The organism is Methylophilus sp. 42 (assembly GCF_000384155.1).
Lineage (GTDB): Bacteria > Pseudomonadota > Gammaproteobacteria > Burkholderiales > Methylophilaceae > Methylophilus.
This window is the reverse complement of sequence record NZ_KB913031.1, coordinates 88,150-110,122: the sequence shown is the minus strand read 5'-3', so window position 1 is coordinate 110,122 and position 21,973 is coordinate 88,150. Positions and strand designations below refer to the sequence as shown.

The following is a 21,973-nucleotide window of genomic DNA, read 5'->3' as shown; positions in this document are numbered from 1 at the left end:
TCGCCCTGACAAGCCACACAGAGCGTGGCTTGTTGCGGAACTCGGACAGCCGATGGCCGAAGACTCCCGCCAACCCTGCGTTGCTCGGCGCGGCAGATGGGGGCCCCGAACACCATGCGACTGCAACCATTAGCGAATTGAAGAAAAAAGAATCTGGTTTTTGAACCATCCGAACTAAATCAATGCAAGTTAGATGAGACAAATCCCATTCCATCACGCTGAGTAGCGGAGACAAAATAAGAGTAGAGGGAGCGACTGTTCGAATCCCGCGGTGGGCTGCGTAGTGTGCAGCCCGCTAGGATGAGTTTCGTGACCGGCTTATTTTGTTGAGCAACGCAAGGAAGCCGAAGGCCGTGATGGCTGGGTGCCCTCCTCTTTGGTTACTTTCTGAGGGGCAAGCATCAGAAAGTGACTCGCCGAGAGGCGAAAAAGAATGCCTAATATTTCCTAAAAAACTTAGCGTTCCCGCCACCTAGCCACCTTAAACAACAGTAACATCCCCGGGATCGCCAGCAAGGCACACACATAAAAAAACTGTTCCCACCCCAGGCTCTCTACCATGCCGCCTGTGAGTGCATTGAATACAGAGCGTGGTACGGCAGACAGGCTGGTAAACAAGGCGAGTTGGGTCGCGGTATACGCCGGGTTGGTTTCTCGTGCCATATAGGCGACATAAGCCGCCGTGCCTAAACCAACGCCAAAAGCTTCAACCCCGATGACAATGCCAAGCATGCTGCGCTCGGCCACGCCGATTTCGATAAAGGGTCCGCTGTGTGCCAGCCAGGCAAATCCGAGAATCGATAAAGCCTGGACCACGCCAAAGACCCACAGGCCGCGATTAATACCGAGTTTAAGCATCCACAGGCCGCCAACAAAGGCGCCAGCAATCTGCATCACCAGGCCACTGCCCTTCACAATCGCGCCGATATCGGTTTTGCTGTATCCCATATCAATATAGAAAGGGGTGGCGAGCGCGGTGGCCATGCTGTCACCGAGTTTGTACAACAAGATAAACAGCAACACCCATAATGCATGTTGCCAGCCACTGCGTTGCATGAATTCTTTAAACGGTTCTACAACTGAGGCCAAAAGTGTTTTCGGTACGCTGACAATGACGGGTTCTTGTGACCATAAAGTAAAGCCGATGCCCGGTAACATGAACAGGCCGACAATCAGGAACACTTGTGACCATGGCAGGTGATCGGCGAGAATGAGTGCCAGTGAGCCGGGTACCAGCCCGGCAATGCGGTAGGCGTTGACGTGTATGCTGTTGCCCAGGCCAAGTTCCTGGTCGCTTAAAATTTCGCGACGGTAAGCGTCGATGACGATGTCCTGACTCGCAGAAAACAGGGCGACTAATGTCGTAAGGATAGCGACCATAGTAATGTCTTGTTGTGGTTGAAACATGCCCAGGCTGATGATGCTGGCAAGTAAGGCCAGTTGGGTGGCTAATATCCAGCTGCGACGGCGACCAAGCGCTTGTAGCAAGCTGTATCTGTCCATCAGCGGTGCCCATAAAAACTTCCAGGTGTAGGGCAACTGCATAAAAGCAAAGGCGGCAATGGTTTTGAGATTAAGACCTTCGCTACGCAGCCAGGCGGGTAGCAGTTGCAGTAGCAGGTAAAGTGGCAGGCCGGAGCTAAAGCCGAGTGCCACACACATCAGCATGCGGCGCGTAAACAGGGTTTGTGCGATGGTCATGCCCGCATTGTAAACGCTTTTAACTGGCCGCCAATCTCAAGGCAAAAAAAAGCCAACCCTTGCGGGTTGGCCACACTCGGAGATCAATGGTAAAACGTTGGAAATGCAGAGTCAGTGGAGGCGCCGTTGCAAGCATGGCAGCCATATTCCAGCGCTGCCACTGACTCTTTATTTCACAGGGGAACTACAAACTTAATACCCACTGGACGATGGTCTTGATATCGTCGTCCTTCACTTGTGGGCTGTTAGGTGGCATAGGCATCTCGCCCCACGCACCGCTACCGCCAGTTTTAACTTTTTGAATCAACTTGGCTTCTGCGGTTTTGTCACCTTTGTATTTGGCTGCGACATCTTTGTAAGCAGGGCCTACAATTTTTTTGTCCACGCCGTGGCACAGCAAGCAACCGCTTTTTTGTGCCAATGCTTCGGCACCGCTACCCGCAATCGCGGAGGCAGTGGCCGCGAGCAAGGCTGTCGCCAGTAAAGTTTGATTGAATAATTTCATCAGAAATCCTCTCTTATAAACTGAATACGTTCATGCCACCGCCACCAGGCGCGGCGTTGTATTTGGTCAGCTCTTTGTAACCACCCGCTGCACCCAAACCATCGGTATCGTTGGTCAGGCCCAGGTTCATCGCCACACCCGCCCAGCCACCAATGCCAGACAATACGCCTACGTATTGCTTGCCTTTGTGACCATAGGTGATCATGTTGCCTACCACGCCGGAGCCAACCTGGAATTTCCACAGTTCTTTACCGGTTTTGGCATCCAGTGCTTTCACCCAGCGATCCAGCGTGCCGTAGAACACCAGGTCAGACGCCGTTACCAATGCGCCACCCCAGGCAGAGAATTTCTCTTTGTTGTACCACTGCGCTTTGCCTTTGAGGCCATCCCAGGCCATAAAGCCACCCATCACACCATCAGGGCCTGCAAACATGGTCAGGGTTGCGCCTACCCATGGTTGACCAGCGACATACTTGGATTCAACCGGTTCGTAGGTCATGCACACGTGGTTTAAAGGCACGTAGAAGGTTTTGTTTTTAGGTGAGTAAGCCGCTGGTTGCTCGTCTTTTACGCCCAACGCAGAAGGGCATACACCTTTAGCGTTGTAATCCTGGTGTGTGGAGTATTTGGGGTCTTTGACCGGAATGCCGGTTTTCATGTCAATCTTGCTCGCCCAGTTGACGAACGGATGCATTTTTTCCGCTACCAGCAAGGTACCGTTGGTGCGGTCAAAGGTGTAGCCAAAACCGTTACGGTCAAAGTGTGAGGCCAGTTGCTTGCCGTTGGCTTCCCACAAGATGATCTCGTTCATGCCATCGTAATCCCACTCGTCATGCGGCGTCATCTGGTAGCCCCAGCGTGCCATGCCTGTATCGAGGTCACGCGCAAAAATCGTCATCGACCATTTATTGTCGCCTGGGCGCACGTCCGGGTTCCAGGTGCCTGGGTTGCCGGTGCCGTAGTACATCAGGTTCAATTTCGGGTCGTATGAGTACCAGCCCCAGGTCGGGCCACCACCATTTTGCCAGCCATCTTTCTGTTGCTGCGGTTTCAACCAGGTGCGTACACCCAGGTTGGCTTCTGGAAATTTCAATTGGGATTTGTCCAAGTTCTTGAATGAACCACCCATTTTGTTACCGCCGTTCACGTCTTCATATAAGGACAGGGCGCTGTACTGCGGATTTTCCTTGTTGAAGTCTGCGCCTATCATGACTTCACTGTCAGAGCCGGTGCTGTAAGCTTTCCAGATCAGGCTGCCATCTTTTAGGCTGTAAGCACTGATATGGCAACGTACACCAAATTCACCGCCTGAACAGCCAGTAATCACTTTGTCTTTAAATACATGCGGTACGTTAGTATTGGCTGAACCGGTTTTCGGGTCATTCACTTTCACATCCCACAATTTGGCGCCGGTTTTAGCGTCCAAAGCTACCAAGACGCCATTATTCTGTTGCAGCAGAATTTTGCCATCACCGTAGCCCAGGCCTTTGTTGACGTTATCGCAGCACAATACAGACTGCACATCCGGGTCCTGTTTAGGAAAATAAGACCACAGGATTTTCTGGTTGTCGTTCAGGTCCAGCGCATACACGTTATTCGGGAATGCGGTATGGATATACATGGTATTGCCAATCACCAGCGGCGCGCCTTCGTGGCCGCGGTTAACGCCAGTGGCAAATGTCCATGCCAGTTTCAATTGTTTGACGTTGCTTTTGTTGATTTGTGACAAGCGGCTGTAACCCTGGTTTGCGTAGTCTTTACGCGCCATCGGCCACTGGTTGTCGTCTTTCATCATGGCGTCCAGTTCGGCATTTGCCAATACGCTGGTGCTCACGCTGGCTAGCATCATTGCAGTGATGGCGAGCTTGATACGTTGTTGCATAAATAACCTCCAAAATGGTTGCGGTGAAGCTGGTATGTGTAGTGTTGCAAGCGGTCAACAAAGGCTTCTTTTGTGACTGCCTGCCATTGATTGCAACGCACGTGCCAACTGCATGCGTTATTTTGGAAAATGTAAAAAATGAATTAAAATCAATTGCTTAATCTGGTATGAAAACATTCCTGGGGATTCGCAACACGGCGAATACTGTTCACGACTGTGCCATACTGGTACAGTTGTTCAATCTGATGTGACAGGTGTTCAGTTTTAAATGCCCAACAAATATTCCCCGCCCGCTTCTCCAATGCCGCAGCCCGGCATGCGCGACGACCAGCGCGCGATTGCCGAGGCGATTGCGCGTTCCTGGCGGCGTTGCATGGTCAAAGGGGTGGATGAACAGGCACCAGGTGAAGACCAGATTATTACGGCACAGGAGCTGGCGCAGCGACTGGAAAAAAACCGTTTATTGCTGACCCATGCCGAGCCGGAAATACTCACACTCAGCGAGCAAATTGCCCATACGCGCAGCCTGGTGATTTTGACTGACAGCGAAGGCGTGATTTTGCGCACCAGAGGCGAAGGCGTCGAAGAAAACGAAGTCCGTGCCTCATTGTTGCCAGGTGCCTCCTGGAGCGAGGAGCACCGCGGTACGAATGCCATTGGTACTGCCTTAGTGGAGCGCTTGCCCATCAGCGTGCAAGGGGCCGAACACTTTATGGCTTACCACCATTCGTTAAGCTGTTCTGCCGTGCCTATTTTTGCCGCCAATAATCATTTGGTGGCGACACTGGATGTCTCTAATGATTTAAATGCGCCGCAGCAGCACACGCTGGCGCTGGTCAAAATGGCGGCGCAAATGGTGGAAAACCGCTTGTTCCATGCCACCGCAGACGGCGAAATTGGTGTGCATTTTCATGTGCGGCCTGAATTCATCGGCACCTTGTGGGAAGGCGTTGCCCTGTTTGATGCGCAAGGCCAGTTACAGGCCATTAACCGTAGTGGACAATTCCAGTTTGGCCTGCCGCTGGATCAGGATGTATTGTCTGCGCGCCGCATTCCGTTTGAAGATATTTTTGACGAGTCCTGGCTGGCTTTCAAGCAGCGGGGTTTGTCGTCCGAGGTGTTGTTCCCATTGCGCTTGCGCAATGGCGCCCGCCTGTTTGCGCGCGCTTCCAGCATGCAGGTGACAGGTATTTCCAGTAAGCCGGTGCAGTCTGTGCCACGTGAATCAGCGGCTAGCCTCGAATTGCTGGATAGCGGTGATCCGCAATTAAAATTAGCCATCAGCCAGGTCAAGCAAGTGCTTAACCGTGATATTCCGGTATTGATATTAGGTGAAACCGGTGCCGGTAAAGAATTGTTTTCAAGGGCGATTCATGATGCCAGTGTGCGTAGAGCGCAGCCCTTTATTGCCGTCAATTGCGCAGCCTTGCCGGAAGGATTAATTGAAGCTGAATTGTTCGGCTATGAAGAAGGGGCGTATACCGGCGCCAAGCGTAAAGGCAATGTCGGCAAAATCCAGCAGGCTGATGGCGGTACCTTGTTTCTGGATGAAATCGGCGATATGCCTTTGTCGTTACAGGCCAGGTTGCTGCGTGTATTGCAGGAGCGCAGCGTCACGCCCTTGGGCTCCAGCAAATCCATTCCGGTCAATTTTACCCTCGTCAGTGCTACTAACCAGAAACTCAAGGATAAAGTGGCCGCGGGTGAGTTTCGCAGTGATTTGTATTACCGCATTAATGGTTTAACCGTACAGTTGCCTGCGTTGCGCCAGCGCCAGGATATGTCGCGTCTGATTCAGATGATTTTGCAAATTGAACAGGCACCACAAGTCACGCTGAGTGATGAGGTGCTGGCCGTGTTTGCCGTGCATCCGTGGCCGGGCAATGTGCGCCAGTTACATAATGTGTTGCGCACAGCGGTGGCGCTGGCCGATGGTGGTGTGATTGAACGTCAGCATCTGACGCACGACTTTCTCGATGAAATGGCGGTTGAGGCCGAGCGTGCAACAGTTTTGCAACCGGTATTAACCTTGAAAGCACAGTCTGATGAAGCGATTCGTGTCGCTATGCAACAGCAGGCGGGCAATGTGTCTGCAGTGGCGCGTCAATTAGGCATGAGCAGAAACACTTTATATCGCCGCTTGAAAGCCTTGCATTTGAATTAGCGTATCGCTAAATAAAAAGCCCCGGCGATCCCGGGGCTTTTTTCATGGCTTTATTATGCGGTGATTATTTGTTGCGACGACGCACAACAGCACCCATCACACCCAGGCCCAGCATCATCATGGCATAGCTGTCAGCTTCAGGCACTGAAGACACGGAGGCGACTTGATCAACCTGGAATGCCAGCGCTTGTGAGAAACCAGCGCTGAAGCTTAAAGTATAAGAAGTGATTGGTGTAGAAACACCGCTCAAGTCCCAGGAGTAGTAGTAATAGTCATCAACAGTACCGGTATTCACAAAGTTAACCAATGTGCCTGCGATTGCCTGGCTACCACCGTTGTAGCTCAGCGTAATGGTATATGCTTCACCACCGAATGACGCATTGAAGTCATTGACGATACCTTGAAATGCCAGTGAGCTGATGTTGCTGGCAACGGTATTGTCAGTGAATGTCAGGTTGCCATCACCATATAAACCAAAACCAGCTGGGTAGTAGCTGCCGGAAACCTGGGTCAGCAATGCGTCGCCTGAACCGGCAACGTTACCTGCTGTGCCTGCCGCCAATTGTGCTGCGGTCAGTGGGTTTGCCGCGCCATTGCTGTCAACGCGGTTGCGGTTCAGCTGATTCCAGCCGTCAAACGAGACGGAGTCTGCCACGTCAACAAAACTGCTGTAGGTGGTATTCGCTTGTGCCAGGCCTGTGATTGCGAACAGAGTTGCACCGATAGCGATGCTTAAATATTGAGCTTTCATTTTACTAACTTCCTTTTGAGTAATTATTAATGACTGGCGTCTTTAATGCGCGCCAGAATCTTTTAACTGGCTGCGTTACTCACAAACGTCTTACCATGTATTCTTATTTAATTGATAATAAGAATGATTATCATTATTAATAAATAATAGATGGAAGTCAATATATCTGTTATTTTTAATTGATGGTCTTTTGTGGGCGATAGGGCGGCATCTGAGATGCGCCCTATCGTTGGGAGCTGACATTCGTCAACCAGTGTAGGCGGGGCGAATATAGGGTAATTGTTTGCTGTGGCGGCGATCAGGCGCCGTGTTTTCTCAGTCGATACATCGCCAGGTTACCCATCAGGTTGGGCAATATGTGAATATCCTGGCCGCCGGTAATCACCTTGCGCTCTATGACCTGGATTTGGTGCTGGACGCAAAAATCGTCGAAGTCGTTGATCGTGCACAAGTGTACGTTCGGCGTGTCATACCATTGGTATGGCAGGCTTTTGGAGACAGGCATGGTGCCGAAGGTAATCTGCATCCGGTTGCGCCAGTAGCCAAAATTGGGGAAAGTCACGATCACTTCGCGGCCGACGCGCAGCATTTCTTGCACAATGCTTTCGGTGTTGTGCATGGCTTGCAGGGTTTGCGACAGAATCACGGTATCAAACGACTGGTCCTCAAAGCCGGACAAGCCTTCTTCGAGGTTCATTTGAATCACGTCGACACCGTTTTTCAGTGCGGCCAGCCAGTTGGAATCGTCTTTTTCAATGCCATAGCCGGTGGTTTCCAGTGTCTCGTGCAAGTGAGTCAGCAAGGTGCCGTCCCCGCAACCCAAATCTAAGACTTTGGCTTTGGCATTCACCCAATTTGTAATTAATGCAAAATCTGGACGAATATTTGTAATATTTACATTCGTCATACTTTAATTTGCTCCAGGTAAGCACGCATGATGTTGTGATAATACGGGTCCGGCATCAAAAATGCGTCATGGCCGTGGTCAGAGGTCACTTCGGCATATTTCACTGGCAGAGCATTGTCTAACAGCGCTTTGACAATTTCACGCGAGCGCGCAGGCGAAAATCGCCAGTCAGTGGTAAATGAGATCACCACAAATTTTGCCTGTGCGCGACGCAGAGCTTTACTCAAATCGCCGTCATAATCCAGTGCCGGGTCAAAGTAATCCAGTGCGCGTGTCATGCGCAAATAGGTGTTGGCATCAAACTCACCGGCAAATTTATCGCCTTGGTAGCGTAAGTAAGATTCCATTTCAAACTCGACATCAAAGCTATATTTCACATCACCATGGCGCAGTTTGCGGCCAAATTTTTCGCCCATCACGTCATCGGACAAATAGGTAATATGACCCAGCATGCGCGCAATGCGCAAGCCGCGGCGCGGTACCGTGCCGTGGTTGTAATAATCGCCGTCGAAAAACTCAGGGTCGGTGATAATCGCCTGGCGGGCCACCTCGTTAAACGCCATATTTTGCGCGGTTAAATTAGGGGCAGAGGCAATGACAAAGGCATGGCGCACGCGCTCCGGGTAGACGATATTCCAGTGCAGTGCCTGCATGCCGCCCAGGCTGCCACCAATCACAGCGGCTAATTGATCAATGCCCAGATAGTCCAATAAACGCGCTTGTGATTCGACCCAGTCTTCCACGGTCACCACCGGGAAAGTCGCACTATAGGGTTTGTCGGTCAGTGGATCGACACTGGAGGGCCCGCTACTGCCATGACAGCCACCCAGGTTATTGAGGCCAATGACAAAGAATTTATTGGTGTCTAACGGTTTGCCAGGGCCAATCAGGTTGTCCCACCAGCCTGGATATTTATCGTCTGGCGAATAGCGACCCGCGACGTGATGGTTACCAGACAGGGCGTGACAGATCAGCACGGCGTTGTTTTTGGCCGCGTTGAGTTCACCATAGGTTTCATAAGTCAGATGGTATTGTGGCAACACTGCGCCGCTTTTAAGGGTGAGCGGCTGGGTGAAATGCGCAACCTGCGCTTTGACGATACCAACAGAATTCGATTCAGACATGCTGCAATTATACTATGCAGCATGCTGAAACGGCGAGACGGCTGGCGTGCAATAGTGTTGTCTTTTTATGAGTGCGCAGAGATCGACAAGCCACCCAGCAAGGCCGGTAAGTCGGCAATCGATGCAATCGTGGCATCGGGCTCCACCGCAGACAAGCGGGTATAGGTTTCGCGGTATTTGCCGGTTTTGACCAGAATGCCATGCAGGCCGGCGTCTTGCGCACCACCAACGTCGGCATCGATATCATCGCCTATCATCATCACTTCGGAAGGCTTGAGCCGTAGCGCATCAACCGCCATATTAAAGAAATGCTGCGACGGCTTACCCATCAGCATGGCTTTGGTATTGCTGGCATATTCGAGCCCGGTGACAAAGGCACCAATGTCCATTTGCAACCCGGTTTCAGTCTGCCAGAAGCGGTTTTTGTGAATCGCGATCAATTGCGCACCATTCACCAGGCAATGAAACACCTCATTCAGTAATTCATAAGACCAGCGATCACCAATATCACCAATCACCACATAATTGGCCGCCGTTTCCGACTGGTCAAAACAGGCGAAATCTTTTTTCACGTCGTCGGCCAGCAGCAATTTGCACACCGGGTTAGGCTGTTTTTTCAGGTATTGAATGGTCGCTTGTGGTGCACTCATGATTTCTTCCGGCACTACATTGAAGCCGAGATCGTTGAGCTTTTTTTGCAAGGCCAGCAAAGAGAGTGTGCTGGTGTTGGTGACAAAGCGCACGGCGATGCCTGCCTTGCGGATCTTGGCCACCGCTTCAATGGCGCCATCAATTGGCTGCTGCCCGATATAGAGCACGCCATCCAGGTCAAACAACACGGCTTTGATTGAGTTGAAATTAAACATGATTGGCCTTTCACTACACACAGATAGACTGCTAGCAGCAAAAATCGTGCGCAATGTGTATGGACTACTTTTTAAAGGGATACATGAATTGCTTCCAGTAGCCATTCGGTACCGGATGGCCGCCGATGCCGTAGCCACTTGGCCATTGGTTTTTTGGCATGTAATAAGTGCCAAATAGCTTATCAAATAACGGGAAGTGAATGGCAAAATTGACATCAATCGCTTCTTTTTCAATACCGTGATGCCAGTGGTGAAAGCGCGGCGTGACAATCAATGGTTTCAGCCATTCCACATTAAAGCGCACATTGGCGTGGACAAAGGTGGCGTTGAGGTACACCAGCAAAATATAAAGATGCAATGCACTTTCGGCAAAGCCCAGTGCATACATGGGCACCACTGTCATGCTGCGCAAACCAATGATTTCAACGATATGCATGCGTGACCCTGCCAGCCAGTCCATCTTTTTGGCGGAGTGATGTACGGCGTGAAAGCCCCACAAGAATGGCACTTGATGGAAAGCACGATGAAACCAGTACTGTACAAAGTCGGTGAGAAACATGATTTCGATTACCTGCAACCACAGTGGTTGGCTGGCAATGGTTTGTCGCAAGGTTGCCCAGTCGCCGGTGTGATGCACAATGGTCATCGCAGGCGCCAATGTGAATAAGGTCAGTGTTTGCACAAACACGCTGCTGATCAGGAAATAAAATAAATCTTCACGCCATTCGTCCCTGAACAACGCTTGCTGGGTTAAGCGGCCAAACAGTTTCTCCAGTGGGATAAATAACAAGCCGGTGAGCAAGATATTCAGGACAAACCAGTCCAGGCTAAGCGCAACGCCGCTGGCACGAGCAGCTTGTGCATTGAGCGTTTCAGCAATGGTGATGGTGAGCAATACCAGCAAAATCGCGGTAAAGCCCAAAATACGATTACGGCGTAACACCAAGTTGCTGCAGGCGAGCAGAAAACTGGCAACGAGTAATACCTGAAGCATGAGTGTGAACTGTGGCAAGGCATAGAGCGGTGAGAGCGCTTGTGTTGAGAATATGCCTTGCAGACGCTCACCCAGCAACAGGCACAGGCTGGCGATACTGAGTACCAGTGCGGCGACACCGCTTAACCAGCCGGAGCCAAAGTGTCTGGCTTCTTCTGGGGCCTCTAAATCATTACGGATCGCCAGGCGTAATTTGTGAATCATGGAGTGTCTCCCTGTGAGTTTTTTATTATTGGTGTGTCGGTGCTGTGGGCCATTGCGCAAGCGTGACTCTGGGATTGCTGCCCAAATCCTGCAGCGTTTGAACCTGTTCAAACCCCGCTGCATGATACAGTTGTTGCACGGCGTCGGCTTGATTGTAGCCGTGTTCCAGCAGTAACCAGCCACCCGCATTTAAGTAGTCAGGGGCCTCGGCGACAATCTGCCGGATATCTTGCAAGCCATCTGCACCAGAGGCCAGCGCGCTGATGGGCTCAAAACGTAAATCGCCTTGTAGCAAATGCGGATCATCTGTTTCGATATAAGGCGGATTGCTGACAATCAGGTCAAATCTGTGCGCAGGCAAGGCCGCAAACCAGTTGCTTTGTACGCACTGCACATTGTTTAAGTGTAATGCTTGTGCGTTTTCCTGGGCGACGGCCAGCGCCGCGGTTGAGGCATCTACCGCGATTACTTCGCAGCGCGGCGCATGTCTGGCAATTGCCAGTGCAATCGCCCCGGTGCCGGTACCTAAATCAAGCACACGCATGGCCCCGGTGATTTTTTGCAGTGCAGCTTCTACCAGGGTCTCAGTATCCGGGCGCGGAATCAGGGTATCTGGCGTGACTTTGAGTGGCAAGCCAAAAAACTCGCGCGCACCCAAGATATGGGCGATGGGCTCGCCTTGCAGGCGACGCTGTAATAAATGCTCAGCCGTGGCAATAGGTGTTGCGGCGAGAGGGTCTTTGGCATGTGCGATCAGCCAGGCACGATTCACGTTCAACACATGCATCAATAATACTTGTGCCTCAATATTTGCCTCATCTGCCGGGACAAACTGTGCCAGCTGTTGCCGTGCCGTTTGCAACCATTGTTGCACGGTGTTCGACATTACCTGCCCCCAGCCGCTTTGCGCAAAGCAATGGCCGTGGCATTGCCTTGCCTGGCCGGGTGGCGAACTGCATGGCGGATCACCCATTTCAGGTCTTTATCTGCATTGGTGAGCCAGCGCTCACATACGTCAAATGCCAATACCGGATGGTCTTTGGCAATGTCGCCGAGATGATTCGCCACACTGCGCCTTACATACAAACTGGGGTCGTTTTTCAGTGCTTCTAATATGGGTAATGCTGGTGTCGGGTCGGCAATCAGTTGCGGAATGCGAGCGCCCCAGGGCAGGCGTGAGCGGCAGCCTTCAGAACACAAGCGGCGCACATGCGGGTCCGGGTCATTCAGCCACAAGGTGAGTTGATGCAAGGTGCGTTCAAAGTCATGAATCAAAAAAGGCCGGATTGAAAACTCTGCGGTAAAACGGCGTGTCAATTCATATTGTGCACGCATCGCCGCTTCAAATGGATCCTCGCCGCCATTGTGCTGTGCATCGCGGCCATACTCGGCAATAAAGCGTGTATGTGGCAAGTAGAAAAACACGCCCAGCCCAAGGCGTTCGGTATGTGTATTGGGGGGCGTGAGTGTATTAATTAATACTTCGGTTGCTTCTGAAAACTTGGCGGGCAGAGTGGCTTTTAACGCAGCTGCAATGTGTGCCGAGCGATCCATAAACCCCAGTGGCGCAATATTGGTCAGCGCTAATTGTTTAAAGGTTTCTGTATCAAAGCTGGTATGCACCAGCCCAATATTGTGTGCCAGGCAATCAATCGCCTCGCTATCCAGCAAAAACTTGATTGGGTTGTCTTTCTGGATACTGCGCGGGGCGGCGGGAATACGGAATTGAGTCATTTTTGGTCAGTATTCTGTTAAGGACGCTCTGCGTATTGCGGCGCTGTATCGTGAATATCGTCCCATTCGGCCTTGGAGGCGACGAAAATATGGGCAGAAACGCGTGTTGGCAGTGGCGTATCCAATGTCCCGACACGCAGTCTCAGGGTGTCAGGCTCACTTTCACGGTAAGCCATGATGGGTGAACCGCAGCGATTACAAAAGGTGCGACATACCCCGGCCTCGCTACGATAAGTGTTAAGGCAGGTTTCACCATGCGTGATTTTAAAGTGTGCTTTTGAGATGGGCGCGACGGCAATAAAGGCAGAGCCGGTGGCTTTGCGGCAGCGCTTGCAATGGCAATAGACCAACGGCCCAAGATGGCCAGTGACTTCGTAGCGTACGCTTTCACAAAGACAGCTGCCTTGATGTAATTGTGAATGCATTCCCATCATCCTTGTTTGTGCTATGCGTCTTCACCCAAACTTGCCAGCAAGTCAGCCTGGTATTCGGTCGCCAGCGCATTAATCAACTCGTCCATATCGCCTTCGGTGATGGCTTCAATTTTATAGAGTGTCAGGTTGATGCGGTGGTCGGTGATCCGGCCTTGCGGGTAGTTGTAGGTGCGGATACGCTCAGAACGGTCACCCGAGCCAATCAGGTTGCGGCGTTCAGAAGCGATTTTGCTTTGCTGCTCATCGACCTGTTTGGCCTTGATGCGTGCGGCCAGCACTTGCATGGCCTGTGCCTTGTTGGCGTGCTGGCTACGGCCGTCCTGGCATTCCACCACGATGCCGGTGGGTGCATGGGTAATGCGCACGGCAGAGTCGGTTTTGTTGATGTGCTGACCACCGGCGCCTGACGCGCGGAAGGTGTCGATACGGATATCGGCCGGGTTGATCTCGACATCGCCCACCTCTTCTACCTCAGGCAGAATGGCGACAGTACAGGCTGAGGTGTGGATGCGGCCCTGGGTTTCGGTGTCTGGCACGCGTTGTACGCGGTGGCCGCCGGATTCGAATTTGAGTTTTGAGTAAGCGCCGTAGCCGATGATTTTGGCAATCACCTCTTTATAGCCGCCGACTTCGCCTTCGTTGGCGGAGACGACTTCCACTTTCCAGCCCTGGCGGTCGGCAAAGCGTGAATACATACGGAACAGGTCCCCGGCGAACAGGCCGGATTCGTCACCGCCGGTACCGGCGCGGATTTCAAGGAAAATATTTTTGTCGTCGCTCGGGTCTTTAGGCAGCAGCAGTTTTTGCAAGGCCAGTTCGACTTCTTCCAGGCGTTTTTTGCCGCTGTCTATCTCTTCCTGTGCGAACTCTTTCATCTCCGGGTCGGCCAGCATGGCATGCGCTTCTTTCAGGTCGGACTCGGTTTGGATGTAGATATGGTATTGCTCAACAATAGGCGTAATTTCCGTATGTTCCTGCATGATCTTACGGTAGTTATCCATGTTGTCAGTCACGCCTTCGCTGCTGAGCAGGCGGTTGAGTTCTTCGAGGCGCTCGCTTAAGTTAGCGAGTTTTTGCAGCATGCTTGGTTTCATTGTGTTTACCTAATATTCAAAGATTGGCGGCTGCCAATCTTGAAAAAATTATTCTTTGATTTGAAAGAGTTGTTTCACCAGGTGCTCCATGTGGGCGTGAGCATCTCCCTGGCTGTTATTTAGCGCATGGCTGGGGCCATGCAGAAATTTATTGGTCAGTGCATTGCTGAGGGCTTCGAGTGTTTTTTCCGGGCTTTCGCCTTTTTGCAGCAATTTGAGGGCTTTTTCCAGCTCGGCTTTGCGCACCGTGTCTATCTGGTCGCGCAAGGCTTTAATCGTAGGCACCGCTTCGCGTTGTTTGAGCCACTGCATAAAGTGCTCAACACGTGAATTCACAATCAATTCGGCGTTGACAGCGGCCTCCTGGCGGTTGCCTAGCCCTTCTGTGACTACTTGCGCCAGATCGTCCACTGAGTACAAAAACACGTCGTCCAGCGCGGATACTTCTGGCTCAATGTCACGTGGCACAGCCAGGTCGACCATAAACATCGGCCGATGTTTACGCGCTTTAATCGCGCGCTCTACCATGCCGAGGCCGACGATTGGCAACTGGCTGGCAGTGCTGGTGATGACAATGTCAAATTCTGGAAAGCGCTCAGGCAAGTCATTGAGCAAAATCGCCTGTACGTTCAGGCCTTGGCCACGAATTTTCTCTGCCAGTTGTTCACCGCGCTCCAGGGTACGGTTGGCAACGGTGATTTTTTTCGGTTTTTGGGCGGCAAAGTGATCTGCGCAGAGCTCTATCATTTCGCCTGCGCCAATAAACAGCACACTTTGTGAACTCAGGTCACCAAAAATACGTTGCGCCAGTTTAACGGCAGCGGCGGCCATGGAAATCGAACTGCCGCCAATGTCAGTATTGGTGCGCACTTCTTTGGCGACTTCAAAGGTGCGCTGGAACAATTTGTGCAACATGGTGCCCAGAGTGCCGGAGTCTTGCGCAATTTTGACGGATTGCTTGAATTGCCCCAGGATCTGCGCCTCGCCCAATACCATGCTGTCCAGGCCGCTGGCGACGCGGAAAGCGTGTTTCACTGCTTCGTGACTGCTGAGCGTGTAGGTATAAGGCAGTAGTTTATCTGCCTCCAGGCGGTGGTAGTTCGCCAGCCAGTCAATGACGACCTCTGGCCGGATAGACTGCACATAGATTTCTGTACGGTTGCAGGTCGATAAAATAGCCACTTCTGCCACGTTGTGTCGGGCCAGATCCGCCAGCGCATGCGGCAAGGTGTCGTTGTTAAACGCAACGTTCTCGCGGATGGCAATGGGGGCGGTGGTGTGGTTGACACCAATGGTATACAGTTGCATGGCGCTATTTTACCTGCGGGACAGGGTGAAAAGACAAACAAATCGGCGCTTGCAAACAGTTCATGGGCGTTTGGAATTGAAATCCATGGCTAAAGTGCCGACATTTTCTTATATTCACGCGCCACAAGCAAGAATCCTGTCAATTTGACACAAATTGGCGGTAAAATATTGGTTTTGCTAAATTTTTATTAGATTAATTCACGGAACCCAACCTACGGAACACCAGCATGGACAAAACTTTTCGCATCGCCCCAAGTATTCTTTCTGCCAACTTTGCCAAGTTGGGCCAGGAAATCGAAAACGTGATCAAATCCGGCACTGATATCGTGCACTTTGACGTGATGGATAACCACTACGTGCCTAACCTGACTATTGGCCCTCTGGTATGTGATGCCATTCGTGAGTTGTCTCACAACGCTGGCGCGCTGATCGACGTGCACCTGATGGTAAAACCTGTCGACCGCATCATCCCTGACTTTGCCAAAGCGGGTGCTGACATCATCACTTTCCACCCGGAAGCGTCTGACCACATCGACCGCAGCCTGGCATTGATTCGTGACAGCGGCTGTAAAGCTGGCCTGGTATTCAACCCAGCTACGCCATTGCATTACCTGGACTATGTGATGGACAAAGTCGACATGATTCTGTTGATGTCTGTGAACCCGGGTTTTGGTGGCCAGAAATTCATTCCAGCCACTTTGGATAAGCTGAAACAGGCACGTGCCCGGATTGACGCTTACACTGAAAAAACCGGCCGTCAAATTTGGCTGGAAGTGGACGGCGGCGTGAATGCGAACAACATCGCTGACATTGCTAAGGCTGGTGCCGATACATTTGTAGCGGGTAGCGCTGTGTTTGGTGCAGGTAAAGACACTGACCCTAACCGTTATGACACGATTGTTGGTCAGTTACGCGCTGCGTTGGCAACGGTCTAAATTTAAAGCGTTGCAAGGGTAATTCATATGCGGTTCCAAGTCAGGGTGGTGATGTTCGATCTGGACGGCACCCTGCTTGATACCGCACCGCAAATTGCCGAAGCCGCCAACCGTATGCTGGTGGCTTTAGGCAAGCCCATGGTGCCACAAGCACAAATTACTACCTATATTGGTGAGGGCGTGCAAAACCTGATCAAGCGTTGCTTGACCAGTAGTATGCATGGCGAGCCTGGCGAGCAAGAGTTTGCCAGTGCGCAAGTGCTTTATCATGGCTTTTATGATGCCAACGCCACTGAAAGCCAGGCTTTTGCGGGGGTGTTACCGGCACTGCAACAGTTAAAAAAACAAGGTTATCGCCTGGCGTGTGTGACCAACAAGCCGGAAAAATTCACCCTGCCCTTGTTGCAACATGCCGGATTGGCGGATTTTTTTGAAATTGTGGTATCTGGCGATACCTTATCCAAGAAGAAGCCGGATCCGTTACCACTGTTGCATATTTGCCAAAAACTAGACACCTTGCCAGCTGAAGCGATGCTGGTCGGTGACTCTGAAACCGATATTCAGGCCGCGCATGCAGCCGGGTGCTTTGTCGTGACCGTGCCTTATGGGTATAATCAGGGTCGCGCGATTGATGCCAACACTGTGGATGCCACGGTGCAGCAACTCACCGAAGTGGTGAATTTGCTGGAGTTACCTGCTCTCTTAAGCGGGCATAACAAAAAATTTACCCATATATCATGATGTTTTGTGCTCATCATTCTTCCAGTTGGCCAGTATTAAGCTGGCGTCGTTCGTGGCGAGGCTAGCCCTGCCCCACGCGCAGGTGTACGCCATTTGCACCACGCTGTCGTGACGTTTGCGCGCGACACATTCAACGAATCAAACTGGAAAAAAGCATCATGTTAAGCACTTTGAGCAAGACCGAATTCGACGCGCTGGCGGCGCAAGGCTATAACCGTATTCCGCTAGTGATGGAAACCTTTGCCGATATGGATACGCCTTTGTCGCTGTATCTGAAACTGGCGAATCAACCCTACTCTTACCTGCTCGAAAGCGTACAAGGCGGCGAACGCTTTGGCCGTTATTCGATTATTGGCCTGCCAGCCACCACGCGCATTGTCGTGCGTGATGAGGCCCTGCAAGTCATTCAAGGCGATCAAGTCATTGAATCGCACACCGATCAAAACCCGCTCGATTTTATCAAGTCTTACCAGGCCCGTTTTAAAACACCGCCATACGATGGCTTGCCACGTTTCACCGGCGGCCTGGCGGGCTATTTTGGCTACGAGACCATTCAATACATTGAAAAGCGTTTGGGCAAAAAGAAAAAGCCGGATGCGATTGGTGTGCCTGATATCTTGCTGATGGTGTCAGAAGAAATTGCGGTGGTGGATAACTTATCTGCCAAATTGTATTTTATTGTCTACGCTGATCCGGCCAAAGCCAATGCCTACGAAACCGCCTGCGCACGCATGCATGCCTTGTTGGAGAAGTTGCGTACACAAGTCGAGATTCCCGCAGCTTTGCCAACCAGCAAAACCCCGGCTGTGTCAGAGTTTGGTGAAGAAAACTTCAAAGCTGCGGTTAAAAAGGGCCAGCAATATATCCTCGAAGGCGACATTATGCAGGTGGTGCTCAGCCAGCGCATGGTGCAAGACTTTGATGCATCGCCACTGAGCCTGTATCGCGCCCTGCGCAGCCTCAATCCATCACCTTATATGTTCTATTACGACATGGACGACCATCATGTCGTCGGTGCGTCACCAGAAATCCTGGTGCGCCTGGAAGACACCACGGTGACTTCGCGCCCGATTGCCGGTACGCGCCCACGTGGCAGGAATCGGGATCATGACCTGGCGCTGGAAGCCGAGTTGCTGGCTGACCCCAAAGAACGGGCCGAGCACGTGCAACTGATGGATTTGGGCCGCAATGACGTTGGCCGTGTCGCGCTGACGGGAACGGTGAAAGTCACTGACAATATGACCATTGAGCGTTACTCGCATGTGATGCATATCGTCAGCAATGTCGAAGGCCAGCTCAAGCCAGGCCTGGATGCAATTGATGTCCTTAAAGCGACATTTACTGCAGGTACGGTGTCCGGCGCACCCAAAGTACGCGCCATGGAAATCATTGAAGAGCTGGAGCCTTCCAAGCGTGGTATTTACGCTGGCGCAGTAGGATATTTAGGCTTTAACGGCGATATGGATGTGGCGATTGCTATCCGTACGGCGGTGATTAAAGACAACAAGCTTTATGTGCAGGCGGGTGCCGGTATTGTTGCCGACTCGGTGCCGCAATCTGAGTGGGACGAAACCCAAAATAAAGCCAAGGCAGTGATTCGTGCCGCCGAACTGGTTCAGGCAGGCCTGGATAACCAAGCCGCCAATATTCAAACCCATGCAGGAAAGGGAGCCTGATATGTTGTTGATGATTGATAACTACGACTCTTTTACCTACAACCTCGTGCAGTATTTCGGCGAGCTGGGTCAAGATGTACATGTGCACCGCAATGATGAAATCACGCTGGAACAGATTAAAGCAATGCAGCCGGAGAAAATCGTGATTTCCCCTGGTCCTTGTACGCCGAATGAAGCAGGTATTTCTGTGCCACTGATTCATGAATTCGCTGGCAAAATTCCGCTGCTGGGCGTGTGCCTGGGCCACCAGAGCATCGGCCAGGCCTTTGGCGGCAAGATCATCAAGGCCAAAACCCTGATGCATGGTAAAACCTCATTGATCCACCATACCAATACCGGCGTTTTCAGGAACCTGCCTAACCCGTATACCGCGACGCGCTATCACTCGCTGGTGATCGAGCGCGAAACCATTCCGGATTGCCTGGAGATCACTGCCTGGACTGAAGATGGCGAGATCATGGGCGTCAAGCATAAAACACTGGCCGTGGAAGGGGTGCAATTCCACCCCGAATCTATCTTGACCGAGTACGGACATGAGTTGCTGGACAACTTCCTGAAAGGCTATTAATGGTGAGTATGACGCCTAAAATCGCCTTACAGCGCTTGATTGACCATACCGATTTCACGCATGAAGAAATGCTGCAAATCATGCAGCAGATCATGAGCGGCGAATTTACCCAGATCCAGATTGCGGGCTTTTTGTCTGCTTTGCGTGTTAAAGGCGAAACCGTCACTGAAATTGCCGCTGCCGCGCAGGTGATGCGTGAGCTTTCCAGTAAAGTGGATATCAGCGATACGCGTCATTTGATTGATACTTGTGGCACGGGTGGTGCACCTAACAAGGTATTTAATGTTTCAACGGCGTCAGCCTTTGTTGCTGCAGGGGCTGGTGCAAAAATCGCCAAACATGGTGGCCGTGCAGCCTCTTCAAAAAGCGGCTCTGCCGATGTGCTGGAAGCGCTGGGCGTGAATATCGCGTTGACGCCGGAGCAAGTGGTGCGTTGCGTCAATGAAGCAGGCATTGGTTTTATGTTTGCACCAAATCATCACGCCGCCATGAAGTATGCCGCGCCCGTGCGTCGTGAACTTGGGGTGCGTACCATGTTCAACTTGTTAGGCCCAATGACCAACCCGGCCGGTGCCAAGCGTCAGGTCATGGGTGTATTTCATCGCGATCTTGTGCCCTTGCTGGCTCAGACTTTGCAAAAGCTGGGTAGCGAGCATGTGATGGTGGTACATAGCGCCGATGAAATGGACGAAATCTCTTTTTCTGCCGACACTTATGTGGCCGAACTCAAAGACGGCAAAGTCAGTGAGTACACTTTGAACCCTGCCCAGTTTGACATGCCATTACATGACATCAACAGTATCCGGGTGGAAAGCGCACAGCATTCCAGCGAGATTATCCTGGGCTTGCTGTCTGGTGAAAAAGGCCCGGCGCGCGATATTGTATTGCTGAATGCCGGTGCTGCCATTTATGTGTCTGGCCTGGCAAATGATTTGCCATCGGGCATTGCGCAAGCGGCGCAATCCATTGACTCAGGCGCGGCCTTGAATAAACTGCAACAACTGAAAGCCTTGAGCCAGGCGGCATGAAACGCTACGCCTTGATTGCACAATTCTGTGCGCTGGTCTGTTTGCTGGCTGCGTGTCAGCAAACTTCGCAACAGGGCGCAAGCGGCTATGGTACAAACAATCAGCCGCAGTCAGCCGTTGAAGTTAAATCACCGGCTCAAACGCTTAACCTGCAATCACTGTCTGCTGGCCTGACCGCGGAAGACAATGCAGCCGTTAAGCAGGCCTTTGCCCAAAAGAAAAGCCATGTCTGGCTGGCGGGGAGCGGTGTGGTGAAAAAACTGTTGCCTGACGATAACAAAGGTGCCCGGCATCAGCGTTTTTTGGTCAGTATTTCGCCTGAACAAACCTTGTTATTTGCGCATAATATTGACCTGGCACCACGGGTGGAAGCACTGAGTGTAGGTGATGTAGTGACCTTTAAAGGTGAGTATATTTACAACCCCAAAGGTGGCATCATGCATTGGACGCACCACGATCCGCAAGGGCACCAGAGCGGCTGGATTAAACATCAAGATCATACTTACCAGTAAGCGCGCATGCGCGCAGCCAGTAAGTGAAACGATAAACATGCGAGTACATTATGTCTGATATCTTAAATAAAATTTTAGCGACTAAACGCGAAGAAATCGCCAAGGCACAAGCGATCAAGCCGCTGAATGCGATGCGTGATGAAGCGCTGGATCAGCCTGATTGCCGTGATTTTATCGGCAATATTGTTGATAAGGTCGATGCGGATAAACCAGCGGTGATTGCTGAAATTAAAAAAGCCAGTCCATCCAAAGGCATTATTCGTGCAGATTTCAATCCGGCTGAAATCGCCAAAAGCTATGAAAAAGGTGGCGCTGCCTGCTTGTCCGTACTCACGGATGAACAATATTTTCAAGGCTCAGCAGCCTATTTAAAACAAGCTCGCGCCGCTTGTAAGCTGCCGGTACTGCGTAAAGATTTCATGATAGACCCTTATCAGGTCTATGAAGCGCGCGCCATGGGCGCTGACTGCATTTTGCTAATTGTCGCTGCACTGGAGCTGGCACAAATGCGAGAGCTGGAGCTCACTGCCCACAACCTCGGCATGGCGGTGCTGGTAGAAGTGCATGATGCTGATGAACTGGAATTGGCCCTGCAACTGGAAACGCCTTTGTTGGGTATCAATAACCGTAACCTGCGCACTTTTGATGTCAGCTTGCAAACCACGCTCGATTTGCTCGAAAACACCCCTGAGGACCGCTTTGTGGTCACAGAATCTGGCATTTTTACGCCTGAAGATGTCGCATTGATGCGTAGTCATGACGTGAATGGTTTTCTGGTAGGTGAAGCGTTTATGCGTCAGGACGATCCCGGCGCTGAACTGGCCAGGGTATTTGGATAAAGCAAA

General features: G+C 51.6%; 21 protein-coding genes. 8 read left to right on the top strand and 13 right to left on the bottom strand.

What is annotated here, in order from left to right; translation table 11 throughout:
- Positions 1–456: 456 nt before the first annotated feature.
- The 3 genes from MET42_RS0100510 to MET42_RS0100500 all read right to left on the bottom strand — a co-directional run bounded on the left by MET42_RS0100510 (position 457) and on the right by MET42_RS0100500 (position 4,088).
- On the bottom strand, positions 457–1,701 hold the full coding sequence (locus MET42_RS0100510; protein WP_019880713.1) for an AmpG family muropeptide MFS transporter: 1,245 nt from the start codon (positions 1,699–1,701) through the stop codon (positions 457–459).
- Between the two features lie 184 nt (positions 1,702–1,885).
- The gene (locus MET42_RS0100505; RefSeq protein ID WP_019880712.1) at positions 1,886–2,206 is read right to left on the bottom strand and encodes a c-type cytochrome; all 321 of its coding nucleotides are present in this window, start codon (positions 2,204–2,206) and stop codon (positions 1,886–1,888) included.
- Positions 2,207–2,219: 13 nt separating this feature from the next.
- Entirely contained in the window at positions 2,220–4,088 is a 1,869-nt protein-coding gene (locus MET42_RS0100500; protein ID WP_019880711.1) for a methanol/ethanol family PQQ-dependent dehydrogenase, read from the bottom strand.
- A gap of 268 nt (positions 4,089–4,356) precedes the next feature.
- Here MET42_RS0100500 and MET42_RS0100490 point away from each other — a divergent pair, with 268 nt between their 5' ends.
- A complete protein-coding gene (locus MET42_RS0100490; RefSeq protein WP_232411200.1) occupies positions 4,357–6,252 on the top strand; it encodes a sigma-54-dependent Fis family transcriptional regulator in 1,896 nt (631 codons plus the stop codon).
- A gap of 64 nt (positions 6,253–6,316) precedes the next feature.
- On the opposite strand, the gene MET42_RS0100485 is transcribed toward MET42_RS0100490, so the two are convergent.
- The 10 genes from MET42_RS0100485 to hemA all read right to left on the bottom strand — a co-directional run bounded on the left by MET42_RS0100485 (position 6,317) and on the right by hemA (position 15,668).
- On the bottom strand, positions 6,317–7,003 hold the full coding sequence (locus MET42_RS0100485) for a PEP-CTERM sorting domain-containing protein (protein WP_019880708.1): 687 nt from the start codon (positions 7,001–7,003) through the stop codon (positions 6,317–6,319).
- A 298-nt stretch (positions 7,004–7,301) separates the two neighbouring features.
- Positions 7,302–7,910 carry a methionine biosynthesis protein MetW gene (metW, locus tag MET42_RS0100480; protein WP_019880706.1) on the bottom strand — a complete coding sequence of 203 codons (609 nt, stop codon included), beginning with the start codon at positions 7,908–7,910 and terminating at the stop codon, positions 7,302–7,304.
- A complete protein-coding gene (locus MET42_RS0100475; protein WP_019880704.1) occupies positions 7,907–9,034 on the bottom strand; it encodes a homoserine O-acetyltransferase in 1,128 nt (375 codons plus the stop codon). The genes metW and MET42_RS0100475 overlap by 4 nt, the downstream gene beginning before the upstream one ends.
- Positions 9,035–9,099: 65 nt before the next feature.
- Positions 9,100–9,900 carry a TIGR01458 family HAD-type hydrolase gene (locus MET42_RS0100470; RefSeq protein WP_019880703.1) on the bottom strand — a complete coding sequence of 267 codons (801 nt, stop codon included), beginning with the start codon at positions 9,898–9,900 and terminating at the stop codon, positions 9,100–9,102.
- A 64-nt stretch (positions 9,901–9,964) separates the two neighbouring features.
- Entirely contained in the window at positions 9,965–11,098 is a 1,134-nt protein-coding gene (locus tag MET42_RS0100465) for a sterol desaturase family protein (RefSeq protein ID WP_019880702.1), read from the bottom strand.
- A 25-nt stretch (positions 11,099–11,123) separates the two neighbouring features.
- Positions 11,124–11,984, bottom strand: a complete 861-nt coding sequence (gene prmC / locus MET42_RS0100460; RefSeq protein ID WP_019880700.1) for a peptide chain release factor N(5)-glutamine methyltransferase — start codon at positions 11,982–11,984, stop codon at positions 11,124–11,126.
- Positions 11,984–12,832, bottom strand: coding sequence for a hypothetical protein (locus MET42_RS0100455; RefSeq protein ID WP_019880699.1), 849 nt, complete (start codon positions 12,830–12,832; stop codon positions 11,984–11,986). The genes prmC and MET42_RS0100455 overlap by 1 nt, the downstream gene beginning before the upstream one ends.
- Before the next feature lie 17 nt (positions 12,833–12,849).
- Entirely contained in the window at positions 12,850–13,257 is a 408-nt protein-coding gene (locus MET42_RS0100450; protein ID WP_019880698.1) for a GFA family protein, read from the bottom strand.
- 20 nt (positions 13,258–13,277) lie between these two features.
- Positions 13,278–14,360 carry a peptide chain release factor 1 gene (gene prfA / locus MET42_RS0100445; protein ID WP_029512270.1) on the bottom strand — a complete coding sequence of 361 codons (1,083 nt, stop codon included), beginning with the start codon at positions 14,358–14,360 and terminating at the stop codon, positions 13,278–13,280.
- A 48-nt stretch (positions 14,361–14,408) separates the two neighbouring features.
- The gene (hemA, locus tag MET42_RS0100440; protein WP_019880696.1) at positions 14,409–15,668 is read right to left on the bottom strand and encodes a glutamyl-tRNA reductase; all 1,260 of its coding nucleotides are present in this window, start codon (positions 15,666–15,668) and stop codon (positions 14,409–14,411) included.
- Between the two features lie 227 nt (positions 15,669–15,895).
- Between hemA and rpe the strand changes: the two genes are divergently transcribed.
- The 7 genes from rpe (at position 15,896) to trpC (ending at position 21,967) form a co-directional block, all read left to right on the top strand.
- A complete protein-coding gene (gene rpe / locus MET42_RS0100435) occupies positions 15,896–16,603 on the top strand; it encodes a ribulose-phosphate 3-epimerase (protein ID WP_019880695.1) in 708 nt (235 codons plus the stop codon).
- A gap of 27 nt (positions 16,604–16,630) precedes the next feature.
- Positions 16,631–17,344 (top strand): phosphoglycolate phosphatase, encoded by a 714-nt coding sequence (locus tag MET42_RS0100430; protein ID WP_019880694.1) that lies wholly within the window; start codon positions 16,631–16,633, stop codon positions 17,342–17,344.
- 158 nt (positions 17,345–17,502) lie between these two features.
- A complete protein-coding gene (gene trpE, locus MET42_RS0100425; RefSeq protein WP_019880693.1) occupies positions 17,503–19,020 on the top strand; it encodes an anthranilate synthase component I in 1,518 nt (505 codons plus the stop codon).
- A 1-nt stretch (position 19,021) separates the two neighbouring features.
- Complete coding sequence (locus MET42_RS0100420) at positions 19,022–19,588, top strand: aminodeoxychorismate/anthranilate synthase component II (protein ID WP_019880692.1); 567 nt, start codon at positions 19,022–19,024, stop codon at positions 19,586–19,588.
- A complete protein-coding gene (gene trpD / locus MET42_RS0100415) occupies positions 19,588–20,616 on the top strand; it encodes an anthranilate phosphoribosyltransferase (RefSeq protein ID WP_019880691.1) in 1,029 nt (342 codons plus the stop codon). The genes MET42_RS0100420 and trpD overlap by 1 nt, the downstream gene beginning before the upstream one ends.
- Positions 20,613–21,128 carry a DUF3465 domain-containing protein gene (locus tag MET42_RS0100410; protein WP_019880690.1) on the top strand — a complete coding sequence of 172 codons (516 nt, stop codon included), beginning with the start codon at positions 20,613–20,615 and terminating at the stop codon, positions 21,126–21,128. Before trpD ends, MET42_RS0100410 begins: the two co-directional genes overlap by 4 nt.
- Positions 21,129–21,178: 50 nt before the next feature.
- Positions 21,179–21,967, top strand: coding sequence for an indole-3-glycerol phosphate synthase TrpC (trpC, locus tag MET42_RS0100405; protein ID WP_019880689.1), 789 nt, complete (start codon positions 21,179–21,181; stop codon positions 21,965–21,967).
- The last annotated feature ends 6 nt before the right edge of the window (positions 21,968–21,973 follow it).

Coding starts and splice junctions, on each gene's coding strand:
- MET42_RS0100510 (WP_019880713.1), bottom strand. CDS start 1,701: ATGACCATCGCACAAACCCTGTTTACGCGCCGCATGCTGATGTGTGTG.
- MET42_RS0100505 (WP_019880712.1), bottom strand. CDS start 2,206: ATGAAATTATTCAATCAAACTTTACTGGCGACAGCCTTGCTCGCGGCC.
- MET42_RS0100500 (WP_019880711.1), bottom strand. CDS start 4,088: ATGCAACAACGTATCAAGCTCGCCATCACTGCAATGATGCTAGCCAGC.
- MET42_RS0100490 (WP_232411200.1), top strand. CDS start 4,357: ATGCCCAACAAATATTCCCCGCCCGCTTCTCCAATGCCGCAGCCCGGC.
- MET42_RS0100485 (WP_019880708.1), bottom strand. CDS start 7,003: ATGAAAGCTCAATATTTAAGCATCGCTATCGGTGCAACTCTGTTCGCA.
- metW (WP_019880706.1), bottom strand. CDS start 7,910: ATGACGAATGTAAATATTACAAATATTCGTCCAGATTTTGCATTAATT.
- MET42_RS0100475 (WP_019880704.1), bottom strand. CDS start 9,034: ATGTCTGAATCGAATTCTGTTGGTATCGTCAAAGCGCAGGTTGCGCAT.
- MET42_RS0100470 (WP_019880703.1), bottom strand. CDS start 9,900: ATGTTTAATTTCAACTCAATCAAAGCCGTGTTGTTTGACCTGGATGGC.
- MET42_RS0100465 (WP_019880702.1), bottom strand. CDS start 11,098: ATGATTCACAAATTACGCCTGGCGATCCGTAATGATTTAGAGGCCCCA.
- prmC (WP_019880700.1), bottom strand. CDS start 11,984: ATGTCGAACACCGTGCAACAATGGTTGCAAACGGCACGGCAACAGCTG.
- MET42_RS0100455 (WP_019880699.1), bottom strand. CDS start 12,832: ATGACTCAATTCCGTATTCCCGCCGCCCCGCGCAGTATCCAGAAAGAC.
- MET42_RS0100450 (WP_019880698.1), bottom strand. CDS start 13,257: ATGCATTCACAATTACATCAAGGCAGCTGTCTTTGTGAAAGCGTACGC.
- prfA (WP_029512270.1), bottom strand. CDS start 14,360: ATGAAACCAAGCATGCTGCAAAAACTCGCTAACTTAAGCGAGCGCCTC.
- hemA (WP_019880696.1), bottom strand. CDS start 15,668: ATGCAACTGTATACCATTGGTGTCAACCACACCACCGCCCCCATTGCC.
- rpe (WP_019880695.1), top strand. CDS start 15,896: ATGGACAAAACTTTTCGCATCGCCCCAAGTATTCTTTCTGCCAACTTT.
- MET42_RS0100430 (WP_019880694.1), top strand. CDS start 16,631: ATGCGGTTCCAAGTCAGGGTGGTGATGTTCGATCTGGACGGCACCCTG.
- trpE (WP_019880693.1), top strand. CDS start 17,503: ATGTTAAGCACTTTGAGCAAGACCGAATTCGACGCGCTGGCGGCGCAA.
- MET42_RS0100420 (WP_019880692.1), top strand. CDS start 19,022: ATGTTGTTGATGATTGATAACTACGACTCTTTTACCTACAACCTCGTG.
- trpD (WP_019880691.1), top strand. CDS start 19,588: ATGGTGAGTATGACGCCTAAAATCGCCTTACAGCGCTTGATTGACCAT.
- MET42_RS0100410 (WP_019880690.1), top strand. CDS start 20,613: ATGAAACGCTACGCCTTGATTGCACAATTCTGTGCGCTGGTCTGTTTG.
- trpC (WP_019880689.1), top strand. CDS start 21,179: ATGTCTGATATCTTAAATAAAATTTTAGCGACTAAACGCGAAGAAATC.